The organism is Kordia sp. SMS9, assembly GCF_003352465.1.
Taxonomy (GTDB): domain Bacteria; phylum Bacteroidota; class Bacteroidia; order Flavobacteriales; family Flavobacteriaceae; genus Kordia.
In genome coordinates this window covers 5,227,287-5,243,475 of record NZ_CP031153.1, presented here as the reverse complement: position 1 = coordinate 5,243,475, position 16,189 = coordinate 5,227,287, and the positions used below count along the sequence as shown (strand labels likewise).

Annotated in this window: 15 protein-coding genes; 12 read left to right on the top strand and 3 right to left on the bottom strand. The window is 35.9% G+C overall.

Annotation, left to right across the window (positions count from 1 at the left end):
* Positions 1-58 precede the first annotated feature (58 nt).
* Positions 59-472: a DUF4293 domain-containing protein gene (locus KORDIASMS9_RS22105; protein ID WP_114904938.1), complete on the top strand. Its 414-nt coding sequence runs from the start codon at positions 59-61 to the stop codon at positions 470-472.
* A 200-nt stretch (positions 473-672) separates the two neighbouring features.
* Positions 673-1,527: a lysyl endopeptidase gene (locus KORDIASMS9_RS22100; RefSeq protein ID WP_114904937.1), complete on the top strand. Its 855-nt coding sequence runs from the start codon at positions 673-675 to the stop codon at positions 1,525-1,527.
* Between the two features lie 53 nt (positions 1,528-1,580).
* Here KORDIASMS9_RS22100 and KORDIASMS9_RS22095 read toward each other — a convergent pair whose 3' ends face one another.
* Complete coding sequence (locus KORDIASMS9_RS22095) at positions 1,581-2,081, bottom strand: metallophosphoesterase (protein ID WP_114904936.1); 501 nt, start codon at positions 2,079-2,081, stop codon at positions 1,581-1,583.
* A 102-nt stretch (positions 2,082-2,183) separates the two neighbouring features.
* On the opposite strand from KORDIASMS9_RS22095, the gene truA reads away from it, so the two are divergent.
* Both truA and KORDIASMS9_RS22085 read left to right on the top strand, forming a co-directional pair.
* Positions 2,184-2,936 carry a tRNA pseudouridine(38-40) synthase TruA gene (gene truA, locus KORDIASMS9_RS22090; RefSeq protein WP_114904935.1) on the top strand — a complete coding sequence of 251 codons (753 nt, stop codon included), beginning with the start codon at positions 2,184-2,186 and terminating at the stop codon, positions 2,934-2,936.
* Positions 2,929-4,719 (top strand): ABC transporter ATP-binding protein, encoded by a 1,791-nt coding sequence (locus KORDIASMS9_RS22085; protein WP_114904934.1) that lies wholly within the window; start codon positions 2,929-2,931, stop codon positions 4,717-4,719. Before truA ends, KORDIASMS9_RS22085 begins: the two co-directional genes overlap by 8 nt.
* A 19-nt stretch (positions 4,720-4,738) precedes the next feature.
* Here KORDIASMS9_RS22085 and cdaA read toward each other — a convergent pair whose 3' ends face one another.
* A complete protein-coding gene (gene cdaA / locus KORDIASMS9_RS22080; RefSeq protein ID WP_114904933.1) occupies positions 4,739-5,521 on the bottom strand; it encodes a diadenylate cyclase CdaA in 783 nt (260 codons plus the stop codon).
* A 309-nt stretch (positions 5,522-5,830) separates the two neighbouring features.
* Between cdaA and KORDIASMS9_RS23560 the strand changes: the two genes are divergently transcribed.
* A complete protein-coding gene (locus tag KORDIASMS9_RS23560) occupies positions 5,831-5,992 on the top strand; it encodes a hypothetical protein (protein WP_162820114.1) in 162 nt (53 codons plus the stop codon).
* A 380-nt stretch (positions 5,993-6,372) separates the two neighbouring features.
* Here the strand turns inward: KORDIASMS9_RS23560 and folP are convergent, their stop codons facing one another.
* Positions 6,373-7,197 (bottom strand): dihydropteroate synthase, encoded by an 825-nt coding sequence (folP, locus tag KORDIASMS9_RS22075; protein WP_240321101.1) that lies wholly within the window; start codon positions 7,195-7,197, stop codon positions 6,373-6,375.
* A gap of 146 nt (positions 7,198-7,343) precedes the next feature.
* Here folP and KORDIASMS9_RS22070 point away from each other — a divergent pair, with 146 nt between their 5' ends.
* The 7 genes from KORDIASMS9_RS22070 to tpiA all read left to right on the top strand — a co-directional run bounded on the left by KORDIASMS9_RS22070 (position 7,344) and on the right by tpiA (position 16,187).
* Positions 7,344-8,543, top strand: coding sequence for a BT_3928 family protein (locus tag KORDIASMS9_RS22070; RefSeq protein ID WP_114904932.1), 1,200 nt, complete (start codon positions 7,344-7,346; stop codon positions 8,541-8,543).
* A gap of 9 nt (positions 8,544-8,552) precedes the next feature.
* On the top strand, positions 8,553-9,629 hold the full coding sequence (locus KORDIASMS9_RS22065) for an ABC transporter permease (RefSeq protein WP_114904931.1): 1,077 nt from the start codon (positions 8,553-8,555) through the stop codon (positions 9,627-9,629).
* A 226-nt stretch (positions 9,630-9,855) separates the two neighbouring features.
* Complete coding sequence (locus tag KORDIASMS9_RS22060; protein WP_162820113.1) at positions 9,856-13,626, top strand: thrombospondin type 3 repeat-containing protein; 3,771 nt, start codon at positions 9,856-9,858, stop codon at positions 13,624-13,626.
* 10 nt (positions 13,627-13,636) lie between these two features.
* Positions 13,637-14,344, top strand: coding sequence for a hypothetical protein (locus tag KORDIASMS9_RS22055; RefSeq protein WP_114904929.1), 708 nt, complete (start codon positions 13,637-13,639; stop codon positions 14,342-14,344).
* Between the two features lie 4 nt (positions 14,345-14,348).
* Complete coding sequence (locus KORDIASMS9_RS22050; RefSeq protein ID WP_114904928.1) at positions 14,349-14,918, top strand: murein L,D-transpeptidase family protein; 570 nt, start codon at positions 14,349-14,351, stop codon at positions 14,916-14,918.
* A 1-nt stretch (position 14,919) separates the two neighbouring features.
* Positions 14,920-15,408, top strand: a complete 489-nt coding sequence (locus tag KORDIASMS9_RS22045) for a TlpA disulfide reductase family protein (protein ID WP_240321100.1) — start codon at positions 14,920-14,922, stop codon at positions 15,406-15,408.
* A gap of 29 nt (positions 15,409-15,437) precedes the next feature.
* Positions 15,438-16,187: a triose-phosphate isomerase gene (gene tpiA / locus KORDIASMS9_RS22040; RefSeq protein ID WP_114904926.1), complete on the top strand. Its 750-nt coding sequence runs from the start codon at positions 15,438-15,440 to the stop codon at positions 16,185-16,187.
* Positions 16,188-16,189 lie beyond the last annotated feature (2 nt).

Genomic DNA, 16,189 nt, shown 5'->3' with positions numbered 1-16,189 from the left:
ATAAACAAAATAGTATTTTATGAAAAGAACTATTATTTTTGTCATCCAATTTTAAGACATGATTCAAAGAATACAAACTTTATATATGATATTAGTCGTCATCGTTGCGGGCGGTTTGTCATTTGTATTCAATATATACACATTAGAAAAAGGAGGAGATGTTTTTGCAAAAGACGATCTTTTATATGTAGGATTGTTTATGGGTTCTGCTGTGTTGGCTTTGATCGCGATCTTTTTATTTAAAAATAGAAAATTACAATTTGTGTTGAATCGTTTCAACATCTTATTTCACCTTATTTTATTAGGGATATTTGTATATCGAATGCTAAATTTATCTGGAGAGATGGAAAACATTTCTGAGAAAGGTATTGGGGTAATTCTTCCTTTTGTTTCTATCGTTTTATTAGTGCTCGCTAACCGAGCTATTAAAAAGGATGAAGACCTTGTAAAATCTGTAGATCGACTGCGATAAACCTAACATCTTAGTAATCTTAGTGCGTAAAACTCCAAAGTGTCAAAACTTTGGAGTTTTTTTTATGTCAATTTTTTTAATGACATCATTTACCAAGTAAAAATACGCGAATCTAAAAATCAACAAAAACACGTTAAAATATTCTTCGAAACGATTGTAGGTTTACGAAACTTATTAACCTAATATAAAACACTTAAATTATGGGACTTACAGCATCAATTTATGGAGGCGGACCTTTTTATCCAGGACCAGACTCTGCATTGCCAACAATTAGTCGATCTGGGTTTACAACATTAGTCTGCTGGGCGATTCACGTTCGACCAAATGGCGATTTAGCTTACAACGATACACTTATTATCTCTAACGGTCAGTATGTGGGCGATCCATCTTGGGGAGAAGCATTAGAAAAAGTAAAAGAAGGTGGAAGTATCAACAGAATCTTGTTTTCAATTGGTGGTTGGGAAACTAATGATTTCTATCATATCATGAATTTGCTTAATACACAAGGCGATGGACCTTCAAGTATTTTGTATAGAAACTTTGAAACTTTACGCCATGTGATTCCTGCAATTGATGGAATTGATTATGATGATGAAGGAAACTACAATATCAACACAATTACAAGATTTAGTCGCATGTTGGCAACAATTGGATTTGAAGAAATTACATTTTGTCCATATACCAACAGTCCATTTTGGATCAACTGTTTACAATGTTTGGAAGAAAGTAATCCAGGATTGGTAACAGGATTTAATTTACAATGTTATGCTGGTGGCGCGTACAATATTGGAAGAGTGAAAAAAGATTGGATTGATCCTTTACAAGCAGCAATGGGCAAAAGTTTTGATGCCGCAGGTTTTATTGATCCAGGATTATGGTGCAAGCACGGCGATGGTTGTACACAAGGAATGGATCCAAAACAAATACAAAGTCAATTCACAAAGTGGAAAAAAGATAAAATCACAGGTGGATTTATTTGGCTATACGACGATTTTGAAAAATGTGGAAACGATCCAGAAGCGTATTCAAATGCGATTCTAAGCGGATTAAGTTAACTGCATTCTACCTACTAAACAATACAAACCTCAGCATTTTTGTTGGGGTTTATTTATGAATACCGATTTGCTAATTCAATAATCTCTAAATCCTTAATTTTATCTTGATCAATCACAAAACGCAACATGGTACGTACTTTATGAAAACCATGTTTTCCGCACGCGCCAGGATTCATGTGCAATAAATTTAACTTCTTATCAAACATCACTTTCAAAATATGCGAATGTCCGCAAATAAACAACTGTGGCGGATTTTTTCGAATTTCATCACGCACACGCACATTGTATTTATTTGGATAACCGCCAATATGTGTCATCCAAACATCGACACCTTCACACATAAAACGATTGTGTTCCGGAAATTCCATGCGCGCTTTATCATTATCAATATTGCCATACACACCGCGCAATGGTTTTAATTTCTGAATTGTATCTGTTACAGACAAATCGCCAATATCGCCCGCGTGCCATACTTCATCCGCATAGTTGACATGCTTTAAAATGTGATCATCAATATGACTATGTGTATCGGATAACAGTAAAATTTTCTTCATGAAATTTCTCCTTAAAACTTTGCTAAATAATTACGAATTCGTGTAAACTAATGAATTAAAACTTATCTTTGTCAGTCTGAAACAAAAGTAGCAAATATTACCTTGAGATACTTCATTGAACTTTCTTATAATGGCGAAAATTATCACGGTTGGCAAAATCAACCGAATGCCATTTCGGTACAAGAAGTGATTGAAAAAGCCTTGTCTGTCTTATTGCGATCAGAAATTTCAATTGTAGGCGCAGGACGAACAGATGCAGGCGTGCATGCCAAACAAATGTATGCACATTTTGACACAGAAATTGCGTTTCATGCCACTGAATTAACGTTCAAATTGAATTCGTTTTTACCAAAAGATGTTGCTATTCAGGAAATTCATCAAGTTCACAAAGACGCTCATGCGCGATTTGATGCTACAGGCAGAACGTACGAATATTGGATCGTCACACAAAAAAATCCATTTCACAATCAATCGGCACACTTCGTTTTCAAACCACTAAATGTACCTTTGATGAATGAAGCGGCAAAAGAATTGTTCAAGTACAACGATTTTAAATGTTTTTCCAAAACACATACAGACGTAAAAACCTATATCTGTAAGATTGAAAAAGCCGTTTGGGAACAAAAAAATGAACTATTGGTATTCACCATTCGTGCCGATCGTTTCTTGAGAAACATGGTACGCGCCATTGTAGGAACGCTTTTGGATGTCGGATTGGGGAAATTAAGCATATCAGAATTTAAACAAATCATAGCATCGAGAGATCGAAATAACGCAGGCACTTCGGTACCTGGAAAAGCCTTATATTTAACCGCGGTAACATATCCAGCAGAAACCTTTACAATCAATGGCTAAAGTAACAGGAACAGTATTTGATTTTGGTCTTTTTAAACGCTTATTGACCTATACAAATCCCTATAAAATCACCTTGTATTTTGTAGCAATTGCAGCAGTATTACTGTCTGTATTCGCGGTGGCGCGTCCTGTTTTACTGAAAATTACAGTAGATGATTACATCGTCACGAAAGACAAAGAAGGCTTGCTCATGTACATTTTATTCATGTTGGGCGTTTTAATGCTGGAAGTAATTTTTCAGTTTTTATTCGTGTTTTATGCAAACTGGCTCGGACAAAGTATCATAAAAGACATTCGAAGAAAATTATTCAATCACATGCTGCGGTTCAAGATGGCGTATTACGACAAATCTTCTGTAGGACGTTTGGTCACTAGAGCAGTAAGTGATATTGAAACGATTGCTAGTATTTTTAGTCAAGGATTATTTGTCATTATTGCAGACTTGTTGAAAATGCTCGTAGTCATGGGCGTAATGCTGTGGCTCAGTTGGAAATTATCCATCATTGTCTTTGCGATTTTACCTTTAATTATTTATGCGACACGCGTATTTCAAAAAGCCATGAAATCAGCGTTTGAAGAAGTACGTGCGCAAATTTCCAATCTCAATTCCTTTGTGCAAGAACGTGTCACGGGAATGAAAATCGTACAATTATTCTCAAGAGAAGAAACAGAATACAAAAACTTTAAAGAAATTAACGAGAAACATAAAAAAGGTTGGTTAAAAACGATTTGGTATAACTCCATTTTCTTTCCAATTCCCGATTTGGCAAACTCCATTGCCGTAGGTTTGATTGTGTGGTATGGCGGATTGATGTCAGCAACAATCGTAACGACGGAATTAGGCACGGAAGGTTCTGCAGAATTGGGGAATGTGGTCGCATTTATCATGATGATTGGCATGTTGTTTAGACCATTACGACAAATCGCAGACAAATTCAACACCTTACAAATGGGAATGGTTGCGGCAGGACGTATTTTTGATATTTTAGACACCGATAGTCAAATTGAAGATGCAGGAGAAACGGCTTCGTTAAACATCAAAGGAAATTTAACATTTAAGGGTGTGCGTTTTTCGTATGTAGAAGGCGAAGAAGTATTGCATGGAATTTCGTTTGACGTACAACAAGGGCAAACTGTTGCCATTGTGGGCGCAACAGGAGCAGGAAAATCTACCATTATCAACTTATTGAATCGTTTTTACGAAATAGATTCCGGAACAATTGCTATTGACGGTATTGATATTAAAGATGTAAAATTGGCGGCTTTGCGTGAAAAAATAGCGGTGGTTTTACAAGATGTATTTTTATTTGCAGATACCATTCTCAACAATATCACCTTACAAAACCCTGAGATCAGTCGTGAAACGGTTGAAAAAGCGGCAAAACAAATTGGCGTACATGAGTTCATTATGAGTTTGCCAAACAATTACGATTACAATGTAAAAGAACGTGGCGGCATGCTTTCTTCAGGGCAGCGACAATTAATTTCATTCTTACGTGCATTTGTGACCAATCCTAGAATTTTAATTTTGGATGAAGCCACTTCGTCTGTCGATTCATATTCAGAACAACTCATTCAAAATGCTACAGATACCATCACCAAAGGAAGAACGTCCATTGTGATTGCTCACCGATTGGCAACAATTAAAAAAGCAGATACCATTATTGTGATGGATGCGGGTAAAATTGTTGAAAAAGGTTCGCACGACGAATTGTTACAAATTGAAAACGGATATTATAAAAACTTATACGAAGTACAATTTATTCAGCAGGAAGCGGTGTAATAATTAAGGTAGAAAGTAATTAACTCAAATCCTTTTGTAGCATTTCTTCCAGTGTTTCCATATCTTCATACAATACAAATTCGCCATCGCGGATATACGAAACTTGTCCCGTTTCTTCAGAAACCACTAATGCCAATGCATCTGTTTTTTCAGTAATTCCAAAAGCGGCTCTGTGTCGCAAGCCAAAACGTTGTGGAATCATGGTCGATTTAGAAACTGGTAAAATAACGCGTGTTGCTGTAACGCGATTTCCTTCAATAATAATGGCGCCATCATGCAGTGGACTGTTTTTGAAGAAGATACTTTCCAGCGTTGGTACATTGACGTCCATTCCCATAGTATCGCCAGAATCTTTGACAAATTCTAAAGAATTGTTACGTTCAATTAAAATAATAGCTCCCGTTTTTGTGGCGGACATTTTTGTGCATGCTTTTAAAATAGCTGCTACGTCTGTGTCAATATTTGCATCTTGTTTTAAGAATCGAAAGTGCTTCACAAAACTGCGTTTTGCAGCAAAGTTGGTGGTGCCAATCATTAATAAAAACTTTCGAATTTCTTGTTGAAATACAATGAATAATGCAATAATTCCAACACCAATAAATTCGCCAAAAATATTGCTTAACACGTTCATTTCTAGTGCTTCAGTAATCTTCCAAGCCACAAAAATGATCACAATTCCCACAAAAATATTAATAGCTACCGTTCCTTTTACCAATTTATATACATAGTATAAAAGTATGGCAACGAGAATAATTTCGATGAAGTCTAACAGTCCAAAATTTAAGAATCCAAAAAAGTCCAATGTGCGTGTTTCCTATAGAATTGAGTAAAAATAACAAAATTTAGAATGTAAAATACTAAATGTGAAGTTTTATCGCGTGTGATGGTAGTTGTAAAGTTGTAAAAGTTACAAAGTCGAGAGACTTTACTCAATGGTGTGATTCGAATTGAGTATTGAGAAACTTCAAAAAAACAAATTGACAAAAAACAAAAATTGAAGTTTATAAGTGTATGTTTTCAAGTAGAAACTTAAAAACTTCTATGGTGAAACCGTAACTATTTAATAAAGAGAATTCTTACCTTAAAAATTATTAACAAAAAACTTTATAACATGTTACACAAGATCTTAAAAATAAATGGAGTTTCAGAAATTGAAAAAGCACAACAACACAAAATCAACGGAGGACGCGCAAAATGCTATAGCAATGGAGCCTGTTTCGATTGTGGACATCACTGCGCAGAAGTACAATGTTGCTTCTGTTTTGACTTTTAGGATGTAGTTTGAAAAAATGAAAACTGTTTGAGAATTTATCTCAGACAGTTTTTTTTACAGGGTAATTAACAGTTTTAAAATGTTGAATGCTAAATGTTTAATTTTTTTTTAAGAAAAACATAAAATTCGAATACATTATGGAAAGAGTAATTATAAAGTCATTCGTGAATTCGTGACAAAGGCTAAGAAGTTGAACTGTTTATAAGCATTGAGAGGTTCGTATTGAGAATTGAGAAACTTCAAAAAGACGAATAATGAATAATGAATTTAAAATGTAAAACGCTAAACCTAAAATGAAAAAGTATTTTTGCTAACAGCTAACAGCTAACAGCTAACAGCTAACAGCTAACAGCTAACAGCTAACAGCTAACAGCTAACAGCTAACCAACCATTCCTACCAACTTTACACATTCCACAGCTTCTTTCACATCATGCACGCGTATAATGGAAGCACCATTTTGTAAGGCAATTGTATGTAACACAGAAGTTCCGTTTAGTGCTTCTTGCGGAGTTGTTGCTAACACTTTATAAATCATAGATTTTCTGGAAACGCCCGCTAATACGGCACAATCCAAGAAGGAAAAAAGCTTCAAATCGCTTAAAATAGCATAATTATGTGCAATGGTTTTTCCAAAACCAAAACCAGGATCAACAATGAGATCGTTAATATTATGCGATCGTGCTACCGCAATTTTTTCTGAAAGTTCTTGCAAAATATCTTTCACCACATTTTCATACCTAGGATTTTCTTGCATGGTTTTCGGTGTGCCTTGCATGTGCATCATAATATATGGAACACCAAGTTTTCCAACAGTTTGCATCATGTGTTCATCCAAATTTCCCGCAGAAATATCATTAATCATCGCAGCACCCAAATCAATGGCAGCTTTCGCCACTTCACTACGAAAAGTATCAATTGACAGTATCGTGTTTGGAAATTCCTGTAAAATCAATTCCAAAATCGGCAACAAGCGTTTCTTTTCTTCTTCCAACGAAACATGCGGTGCATTTGGTCGCGAACTGTATGCGCCAACATCTACAAAAGTTGCGCCATCAGTCAACATTTTTTCAACCTGCGCCAATATGCTTTTCGGATTTTTAAACTTGCCACCATCATAAAAAGAATCAGGTGTCACATTCAAAATTCCCATCACTTTTGGGGTTTCTAGTGATACTAAATGTCCATTACAGTTTATACTTTGCATACATAAATACCTTTAAAATGAAGTTATGTCCTTTTCTTTTTATAAATTGGTAATTTTGGACGAAATTTACATAAAATTTAACGCATCGCACAATAAAAACACAAGGAAGTCTATTGAAAATGCGTTGACAATTACAAAACGATCACATGGAAAAAACAGGAGCTTCACAACCCGAAAAAGCAACGTCGATTTGGCAGCAAATCATACAACAAAAAGTTATTTTTTTCAATACCATCTATGGAAAAATCCTTACGATTGCTTGTCAAATTTTTGTGGGCGGATTGTTTATTTTTTCAGGATTTATCAAGCTGAATGATCCTGTTGGGTTTTCATTCAAATTGACAGATTATTTTGCGGAAGACGTGCTAAATCTCGAATTTTTGTCACCGTATGCGTTGTGGATGGCTGTTTTTTTAGTCATCCTAGAAGTGATTCTCGGTGTCATGATTTTACTAAGTTTGTTTAAAAAACCAGTACTTTGGAGTTTGTTAGGATTAATTGTGTTCTTCACGTTTTTAACCTTCTATTCGGCCTATTTCAATAAAGTAACCGATTGTGGTTGTTTTGGCGATTTTTGGAAATTGACGCCTTGGGAAAGCTTTTGGAAAGATATCATTCTGTTAGTTGCAATCTTAATTCTTTTCATGGGAATCAAACATATCAAACCTATTGTTTCCAACAAAGTAAGCATCGCCATTGCGACAGTAAGTTTATTGGCATGTATTTTCTTTGGAAGACATGTGCTGAATCATTTGCCAACATTTGACTTTAGACCGTATAAAATTGGCGCAAACATTATGGATGGAATGACCGTTCCGCCAGATGCACCACGACCAGTTTTTAAATATATTTGGGTTTTTGATGTGGATGGAGACGAAGTGGAAGTTGTTACCGATAAGATTGGCGAACAGCCAAAAGTTGAAGGCGGAACCTACAAAACGATACGAAGTGAAGTTGTAGAAGAAGGCTACGAACCACCAATTCACGATTTTGCCATTGAAAGTATGGATGATGGTGATGTTACGGAAATGATGATGGAAGAAGAAAAACTCATTATGGTGATTATGTATAATTTGGATAAAGCAGAAGATGCTGGTTTTTCGAAAGTAAAAACGTTTACGGACAAAGCGATTGACGCAGGTTACAAAGTTATTGGTGTATCGTCTGCGGATCCTGAAGATTTAAAAGACTTATCAACCTTGATGAAATTTAATTTTGATTTCTATTTAACCGACGAAACTGCCTTAAAAACCATTGTTCGCTCCAATCCAGGAGTTTTAAAAGTAGAAAAAGGGACCATTACCGACAAAAAACATTACAACGATTTTGACACTATAAAACTCTAAAAACAATCTTTGGGAAGATACATATTACATAAAATTGGCTATGCCTTTTTAACGCTTTTCGGTGTTGTGACCGTGATTTTTTTCTTGTTTAATATTTTGCCGGGCGATCCTGCAAAAATGATGCTTGGGCAAAACCAAACAGAGGAACAAGTTGTCATCGTGAAGAAGAAATACGGTTTCGACAAACCTGTGTTAACGCAATATGCGTACTATCTCAACGATTTACTGCCGATCTCATTTCATTCTACTGAAAAAGAAGATTACACCTATTTGGCTAAAAATAAATATTCGGCTGCAACACTATTCACCATCGGAAACACTACGACAGTCTTAAAGTTTCCATACTTACGTGAATCATTTCAAAAATCGGGAAAAAGTGTCGCGCAAGTCATTAAAGAAACCTTACCAAATACGGTCGTTTTAGCAATTGCAGCGATCAGTATTGCAATGTTGTTGGGAATTATATTTGGAATCATTTCTGCGTTGTATAAAGATACATTTGTGGACAAAATGATTCAAATCATCAGTACGCTAGGAATGAGTCTTCCTTCTTTCTTTAGCGCGATTTTATTTGCGTGGATTTTTGGATTTCTATTGCACGAATTCACCAATTTGAACATGACTGGAAGTTTATATGAAGTAGATGATTTTGGCGAATCGATCAGCATTCGCTGGAAAAATCTCATCTTGCCCGCCATCGTGTTGGGAATTCGTCCGTTGGCGGTTGTCATTCAGTTGATGCGAAATTCATTGCTAGAAGTCTTCAATCAAGATTACATTCGTACGGCAAGAGCAAAGGGTTTGAGTGAATTTAAAATCATAAAAAATCATGCTGTCAAAAATGCACTCAATCCTGTAATTACGGCAATTTCAGGTTGGTTTGCGTCCATGTTGGCAGGTGCTGTTTTTGTAGAATACATCTTCGGTTGGAACGGACTCGGTAAAGAAATCGTAGATGCTTTAAACAGTCAAGACCTTCCAATCATCATGGGCGCGGTATTAATTATTGCTTCTATGTTTGTAATTATCAATATTTTAGTTGATATTGTATATGGTTACCTCGATCCTAAAATACGTTTAAAATAACAAGCGTTCATTTCTACCTAAGTACACTTTATTGCATAAAAAAACTTACCGTGGAAATACTCAAAAAATTGAATGAATACATGACCTTGGTCATAGTTCATAAAAAACTGCGTACGTACTTTAACTTATTGTTACGGACTAGATTACTGTATGCACTAAAGAAAAAATCAAATACGCTAAACTATTCAATGACGGCTATTTATTTTGCCATGTTTAAAAATTAAATATGAAGAAAATATTACGATTACTATTTACAGTTTGTTTAAGTATACATTTCGTAAACGCACAATGTCCTACAGAAAGTATGTCATTAAGGACTCAAGAAGAAATAGATGCTTTTGTAGCTGCTTATGGAACTACATGTCCAGATCTTCCATTTAGTTTAGGCGTTGAATATACAGATGATAGAGATGTAAGCGGATTAAATTTTATCAATTCTATACAAGGTAACTTAGTAGTTTATGGTGAAAATTATGGTACTCCAACGGAAATTTATGGATTTGAGAATCTAGTAAGTGTTTCAGGAGAGTTTAGATTCGGTTCGACCGAATACATACATACAATTTCTGGGTTCAACAATTTGGTAAGTATTGGAGGTGACTTTAATTTAATTCACTTATACTATGATGAAAATGTAACTCCAGGTTATGGCAACGCGTTGGAATTAATAAGTGGCTTTAATAGTCTGGAAACCATTGGAGGAAATTTACGCATTAATCAAACAAAAAGTGGCGTTGAAATAGACGGATTTTACAATTTACAATACATTGGAGAAGACTTTATAATGGGAGCTATAGGTTTTAGTAGTATTATAGGTTTTACACAACTTCAAAGAGTAGAACGTGACTTAAAATTCAGTTGCGTACGAATATATGAAGATGCCGTCAATGCAACGAATCTATTTACATCTTTTACATCTATAGGTGGAGATTTACGGATTGCTGGATTTAATACCTGTGGCTTGCCAAGAATTGGATTAGATTTTCTTAACAACCTAACAACTATTGAAGGAGATATTTTTGTTGATAAAGCAACAGTTCGCTCTGGACTTAGTGGATTGGAAACCCTTGGTGGAAACTTATATTTGAAAGGAGCCCAACAATTTCCTCCTTTACCTAATATTAAAACGATAGGAGGAAATATAGAAATTGACGGATATGGAAATGTATATCCTTTTGGTGATATAGATACCAAAGTATCTTTAGAGTATCCAAACTTAGAAACACTAGGAGGAAGTTTGCTCGTTTCAGGAACAAATTTTACAGAAATTGACATTGAAGAAATAAACTTTAATAGTTTAACATTTATTGGAGGCGATATTATCTTAGAAAGTGGTTTTCAATATCCAACAAGCTTACCAACTGACCCAAACGAACTTATTGATTACAATAAAGGAGCGCAAATTGGTCAAGTATCAATCAATTCCTTAACCCAAATGAATGGCTCAATAAAAATAAATTATTTACCAAAAACAGAGGCTTCGTATTCTTTTGAAATGAACTCGTTGGAAACCATCGGTGGAAATATTGAATTTGACGAATTTGCGCCATATACGACTTCATTTCAGGTATTGCACACCATCAATGGAAATTGTACCGTAAGAGATATTGAATTCGGATTGACCTCTATGGAAGATGCATTTTCTTCTTTGCATACGGTTGCTGGAGACCTTAAAATTATTTACAATGCAATCATTCCTTCCTTAGATGGATTGGAATCACTACAAAATGTAGGAGGAGAATTAAGAATTCAAAGTAGTCCAGGTTTAGATGATTGCGCTGCTATTTGTAATTTCATAGCAAACAATACAAACTATGCGCTGGTCAATGTGAGTCTGCCTTGTCAAACCACATCCGCAACTTGTACCGCAAACATAATTACAGGAACTGTTTTACTTGATTTTGATGCGGATGGTTGCAATGTAAACAATGATTTTCCTTTTGAAAACATGGAAGTTGTTGCGTATGACGGAATCAATTACTACACCACATTTACAGATGAAAATGGCAACTATTCATTAGTCGTGCCCGAAGGTACTTTTGATGTATACCTTGCCTCAGAAAGTTTACTCAATACGATTCCAGCAGTATCAACCATCACAATTACAGGAACTGACAATACGAATGTAGTCGATTTTTGTACTTCGTTTAGTGAAACATTTGAAGACATATCAGTAGTGATTATTCCTGAAATTGCTCCCATAGCAGGTTTTGAAGCAGCCTACACTATTGTACTTGAAAACAATGGAACGACATTGGTCAATGGAACAATTGACTTTAATTTTGATGATGTAAAACTCGATTTTACTGCTGCATCAATTCCGCCAACTACACAAACAACAGGTTTACTTCGGTGGGATTATACAAATCTAATTCCAGGGGAAACGAGAAGTATTACGGTCAATTTTGATATTTTACCACCACCAACAACCAATATCAATGATGTGCTCTTTTTCTCTGCGCTAGTACCGTTGACGAATGATATTACTCCGAATAACAATCAAAACAGTCTCAATCAGACAGTACTTTCTTCATACGATCCAAACGATAAAACAGTACTTGAAGGCGAACATCTACTGATTGATGATATAGACGAATATCTACATTACGTCATTCGTTTTCAAAATGAAGGAACCTCACCAGCAGTGAATATCCGTATCAAAGATTTAATGAGCGAGCTGATTGATTGGGATACGTTTGAACCTGTAGCTGCAAGTCATGAGTATTATATTGCGTTGACAACAGGCGCAGATCGTGAATTAGAATTTTTCTTTGACAATATCAATCTGCCAGATAGTACTACGGATGAACCTAACAGTCACGGATTTGTAGCGTTTAGAGTAAAACCAAAAAGCACAGTACAAATCGGAGACATTATTGACAACAGAGCCGCCATTTATTTTGATTTCAACGCGCCAATTATTACCAACAAAACCGAAACACGCATTGTAGAAGATACCGATAGCGATACCATTTATAACTATTTGGATAACTGTCCTAATACACCAAATACTGATCAAGCGGATCAAGATGGTGACGGAATCGGCGATGTGTGTGACGATGATAGCGATGGCGACGAAATTCCAAACCTAGATGATAACTGTGCAGATTTCTACAATCCTGCGCAGGAAGACTTTGACGAAGACGGCATTGGCGATCTCTGTGATGATGACGATGACAACGATGGCATTTTAGATGTGGACGATGATTGTCAATTTTACAGTGGAAGTTCGGCAGATGGCTGTCCGTTTGCATTGCCTGTAGATAACTATATCATACAAACCATCAGTGAAACCTGCGCCAGTTTGGACAATGCAAAAATTGACATCAAAACCATAGCAAATTACACCTATGAAGTTGACTTAACGCGTGATGGAACACAAATAAATTTACCAGTAAGTTCATTTGTTGAAAATTTACTCATCGAAAATCTAGACGCAGGAACTTATGAATTGTGTTTTAGCATTTCAGTAGAAAACTATACGCAATGTTTCACAGTAGAAATTGGCGATCCTGCGGAATTGGCTGCGAATTCCGCCTTATCAAGAAGCAACGAATATACCATTGACTTACTTGGAGCAACGAATTACAGTATTTTCATCAATGGCGAAAAACACACGGTTATCGCGCCAAGCGAAAACACCACAGTAACTTTCACGAAGCAACTAACCAAACCAGTAAACATGATTGAAGTGCAAACAGAAAAAGCATGCCAAGGAAAATTTATGGAAGTTGTAAAAACAGTTTCAAATGCAGACTTTGTTATGTTGCCAAATCCTAGTAACGATTATATCTATTTGAGTTTGCTCAATGCAGAAAACACCAAAAATGCTATCGTGACAATTCATGATGTTTCTGGACGATTACTTTTTCAAGAAACCATCAAAACTCCTGTAAATCATCAAAAAATAGACATACAAAAACTAAAAACAGGCGTGTATTTTGTGCAATTAGCTACAGCAGCAACTACATTCACACAAAAATTAATCAAAAAATAAAAAATAGAAAATGAAAAAAATAGGAACACTTTTCACCATCATACTACTTATAAGTTGTGGTTCAGGCGATGATCCTGCTCCAGTTGATCCAGAAAACAACATTCCTACAGCGAGCAGTTACATTGCTCCAACAAATAATGCAGTGTGTACAGGAGAAGAAATTTCAGATTCCGAAATTGTAGTTGATTTTCAATGGAATCCTTTTCAAGATGTGGAAGACGATGTACTCAATTATACGTTTACACTCAGAAACTTAGCCACCAACTTGGTAGTTACCACAGAAAATCCTATGGAAACTAATACCAGTGTCACCTTAGAAAAAGGAACTTCGTATGCTTGGACTGTAGCGGCTACTGACAGCGAAGGCGATTCCGTAACGGGAGCAATATGGCAATTTCAAACGCCGTTCAACGCCATCGCAAACTATTTGCCTTTCCCTGCAACCTTACTAAGTCCTAACAATGGCGCAACAGTAACCACGGCAGATGTCGTATTCACTTGGCAAGGAAATGATCCTGATGAAGGCGAAACGGCATTGCTAGAATATACAGTCTACGTAGATACGGTAAATCCACCAGTACAAGAAGTTGCTGCGATGATTACTGCTGAAACTCACACAGAAACCTTAACGCCAGGCGTATATTACTGGAAAATAGAATCGAGAGATCTTGTTGGAAATATATCAAATTCAGAAATAAGACAATTTATAATAGAATAGTAGTATGAAAGTTTCTCGCATGTACTGTATCTGTTTTGTGTTATCATTTTGGTTGTCAGCGTGTAAAAACAAAACAACGGATCAAAATACGAACTCGACGCAAACTTCACTGAATCAATTATTGCCTAAAGGAACTTCTGTTCGTATTCTCATAGACAAAAGCGACTACACACTTTCGGTATTTACAGCAGATACACTAGTCAAACAATACGCGGTTGTTTTTGGAGGAAATCCTGTTGATGACAAAGAAAAAGAAGGCGACAAGCGAACGCCAGAAGGTACATTTGGGATGCGTGATAAATATCCGCATAAAAGTTGGTCAAAATTTATTTGGATAGATTATCCGAATGCAAATTCATGGAAAAAATTCAACGCTCGAAAAGCCGCTGGTATCATCAAAGAAAGCGAAACCATTGGTGGCGAAGTCGGAATTCACGGTGTTCCAAACGGAATGGATCATGTCATTGATGAAAAGCAAAACTGGACACTAGGCTGCATTTCCATGAAAAATAAAGATGTGAATGAACTCTATCCGTACATTACCAAAAAAACACAAATCATCATTCAAAAATAGCATGAAATACATTCTTTATGTATGTTTGATAGCGTTTTTGGGAGTAAGTTGTCAAAAACAAATCCTAAAAGAATTTCCACCAGAAGCATTGCAAGAAATGATGCTTTCTGTAAACGGAGAAACGCATACTTTTGAAAACATTCTAAAAAAACACCAAGGAAAAACTATCTTTGTAGATATATGGGCTTCGTGGTGTCGCGATTGTTTGGTGGGAATTCCTGACGTAAAAGAAATTCAAAAAAATAATCCGCAGTTAACATACCTATTTTTATCTTTGGACCGAAATAAAGCGCAATGGAAAGCGAGCATGAAAAAGTATGATCTTACAGGAACACACTATTATGTGAAATCTGGAATGAAAGGTAGCTTTGGAAAAGCGATCGGACTCAATTGGATTCCAAGATACATGATTGTCAATCCTAACGGAAGCATCAAACTTTTTGAAGCCATCAAAACAGATGATAAAGTATTGCTAAAAGCATTACAATAAACATAAAAAGATACTAAAAAAACAATATAATGAGACGTAAAATAGTAGCAGGGAACTGGAAAATGAACAATGACCTTTCGGAAACGGAAGCTTTATTAAATGATTTAATTGCACACGTGCCGGAAACAGACGTAAATGTTATGGTAGCACCAACGTTTGTGAATCTTTTTCAAGCATTCAATATGTTAAAAGGACACAACATTGAGGTGATTGCTCAAAACATGCATCAAGAAGCAAAAGGTGCCTATACAGGAGAAATATCTGCAAATATGCTAAAAAGTGTGGGTGTACATACCGTAATTCTTGGACATAGCGAGCGCAGAGCGTATTTTGGAGAAACGGACGAATTATTAGCCAAAAAAGTAGACGCTGCACTCGCAAATGACTTGCAAATTGTATTCTGTTTTGGAGAAGAATTGGAAGACCGCAAGTCTGAAAACCATTTCAACGTGGTAGAAAGTCAATTAAAAAATGCATTATTTCACTTAGCTGTTGCCGATTGGAAAAACATCATTTTGGCATACGAACCAGTGTGGGCAATAGGAACCGGAGAAACAGCTTCGCCAAAACAAGCACAGGAAATGCATGCGTTTATTCGTAAAACAATCTCAGAAAAATTTGGAAGCGATACCGCAACTGAATTGTCTATTTTATATGGAGGAAGTGTAAAACCAGCAAATGCGACTGAAATTTTTGCAAAAGAAGATGTAGATGGCGGATTAATTGGTGGAGCGGCCTTAAAAGCTGCTGACTTTACAGCGATCATAAACGCATTCTAATC